This is a genomic window from Streptomyces sp. A1136, from assembly GCF_004795055.1.
Lineage (GTDB): Bacteria > Actinomycetota > Actinomycetes > Streptomycetales > Streptomycetaceae > Streptomyces.
On record NZ_SSBJ01000201.1, the window covers coordinates 1 to 656 of the forward strand.

A 656-nucleotide genomic window follows, 5' to 3' on the forward strand; every position below is an offset into this window, starting at 1 on the left:
GACATGAAGGCGGGCCTGGTCCAGGCGGTGTGGGCGCTGAAGGCGCTGGACGCGCTCGGTCTCGCCCGACCGGCCTGCACCCTCCTGCTCAACGGCGACGAGGAGACGGGCATCCTCGCCTCCAGCGACGACCTCGTCGCCGAGGCGCGGGAGAGCCGGGCCGCCCTGGTCTTCGAGGCGGCCGCCGACGGCGCGGTCAAGACGGCCCGCAAGGGGGTCGGCCTCTTCACCGTGACCGTGTCCGGTCAGGAGGCGCACGCCGGACTCGACCCGCAGGCCGGTGCCAGCGCCACCGAGGAACTGGCCCACCAGATCCTCCGCCTCACCGGACTGCGCGACCTGGCGGCGGGCACCTCGCTCAACGCCGGGGTGATCGAGGGCGGTACGCGCAGTAACGTGACGGCCGGCCGGGCGACCGCCCGCCTCGACGTCCGGGTGGCCACCGACGCCGAGCAGGAGCGGATCGGCGCCGCGCTGGCCGTACTGCGGCCCGTCGACCTGCGCACGACCGTCGAGGTCTCCGGCGGCTGGAACCGCCCCGTCTTCGAACGCACCGACCAGGTGGCGGAGTTGGCGGGCCTCGCCCAGAGGTGCGCGGCCACGCTCGGCCTCGACCTGCGCGAGGCGGCGGTGGGCGGCGCCAGTGACGGCAACTT

General features: G+C 75.0%; 1 protein-coding gene. It reads left to right on the forward strand.

What is annotated here, in order from left to right; genetic code table 11:
• The coding region (locus tag E6R62_RS38060) for a M20/M25/M40 family metallo-hydrolase (protein WP_136217970.1) at nt 1-656 on the forward strand (656 nt) is incomplete at both ends.